The following is an 812-nucleotide window of genomic DNA, read 5'->3' as shown; positions in this document are numbered from 1 at the left end:
TGTGCTTCGCTCTCGTATCCTTCATTTCCATCAGGGGGCCGGGGCGGGTTGATTCTCCAGCGCCGCAAGCTTGGCCGAGGCGCTGGCGCCCCGGCAGTCCACAACGACTTGCGCGCCCGGCCCTTGCGGTTCAAGCGAAACGTCGCCGCTTCGACGTGCACGAGCGGCATTTCGTAGCCATCCTCGGCAGCAACGAGGACGTACGCCTCGCCTGCGGCCTTGGCCGACTCGATCTGCTGCACCAACCGGTTGGGCAACACGACAACATCGGTGTCAGCCTGGATGGCTGCCCTTCCAGATGTCTCGTCCCCGCTGGTCGAGCGCAGAATGACCTTGATGAGTTTGGACATGGCGGCCTCGCTTTAGCCACGGCGGCCGGCAACGAATCGCAGGTTGGCCAGAAGCTGGCTGAAACCTTCCGGCGATGCCAGCGACTCCAGGCAGACGGCGTTGTTGCGGCCGCCGCCAAGATCGTGACGGCCGGCGCAGGTGCGATAGCGGACCAACACCTTCGGGTCCGCCGGCGCGTGCGAGATTTCGAAGTACAGCGCGTCGGTGTGCAGCGCGAAGACGTCGACCAGGCGGCGACGCTGGCGACGCGTGCGGATCGAATATTCCCGTTGACGCAGCGCCAGGTCATTGGCGACGCGACGCAGAACGCGTGAAGCATCACGTTGCAGGATTGCGCCGGCGGCCGTGTTCGACGGGCAGCGGCTTCGGGTAAAGGATTGAGGAATCTTCATCGTTGGTGTCCTATGAAAGAGTGCGGTACACCAACCCCAGCGGGACGGTGTCCCGCGATGGGTATGGTC

General features: G+C 64.3%; 1 protein-coding gene and 1 pseudogene. Both read right to left on the bottom strand.

All coding sequences use genetic code 11. The features are described 5' to 3' along the window. Positions 1 to 30 precede the first annotated feature (30 nt). A pseudogene (locus ACRYR9_RS19715) lies at positions 31 to 126 on the bottom strand (uroporphyrinogen-III synthase); the annotation flags it as partial. A gap of 236 nt (positions 127 to 362) precedes the next feature. Then, a partial coding sequence (locus ACRYR9_RS19710) for a hypothetical protein (RefSeq protein WP_432540221.1) occupies positions 363 to 812 on the bottom strand: 450 nt, incomplete at its 5' end.

Origin of the sequence: Kineococcus auxinigenes (assembly GCF_050871525.1) — a bacterium.
Classification (GTDB): Bacteria; Actinomycetota; Actinomycetes; order Actinomycetales; family Kineococcaceae; genus Kineococcus.
This window is presented reverse-complemented; position numbering and strand designations above follow the sequence as displayed.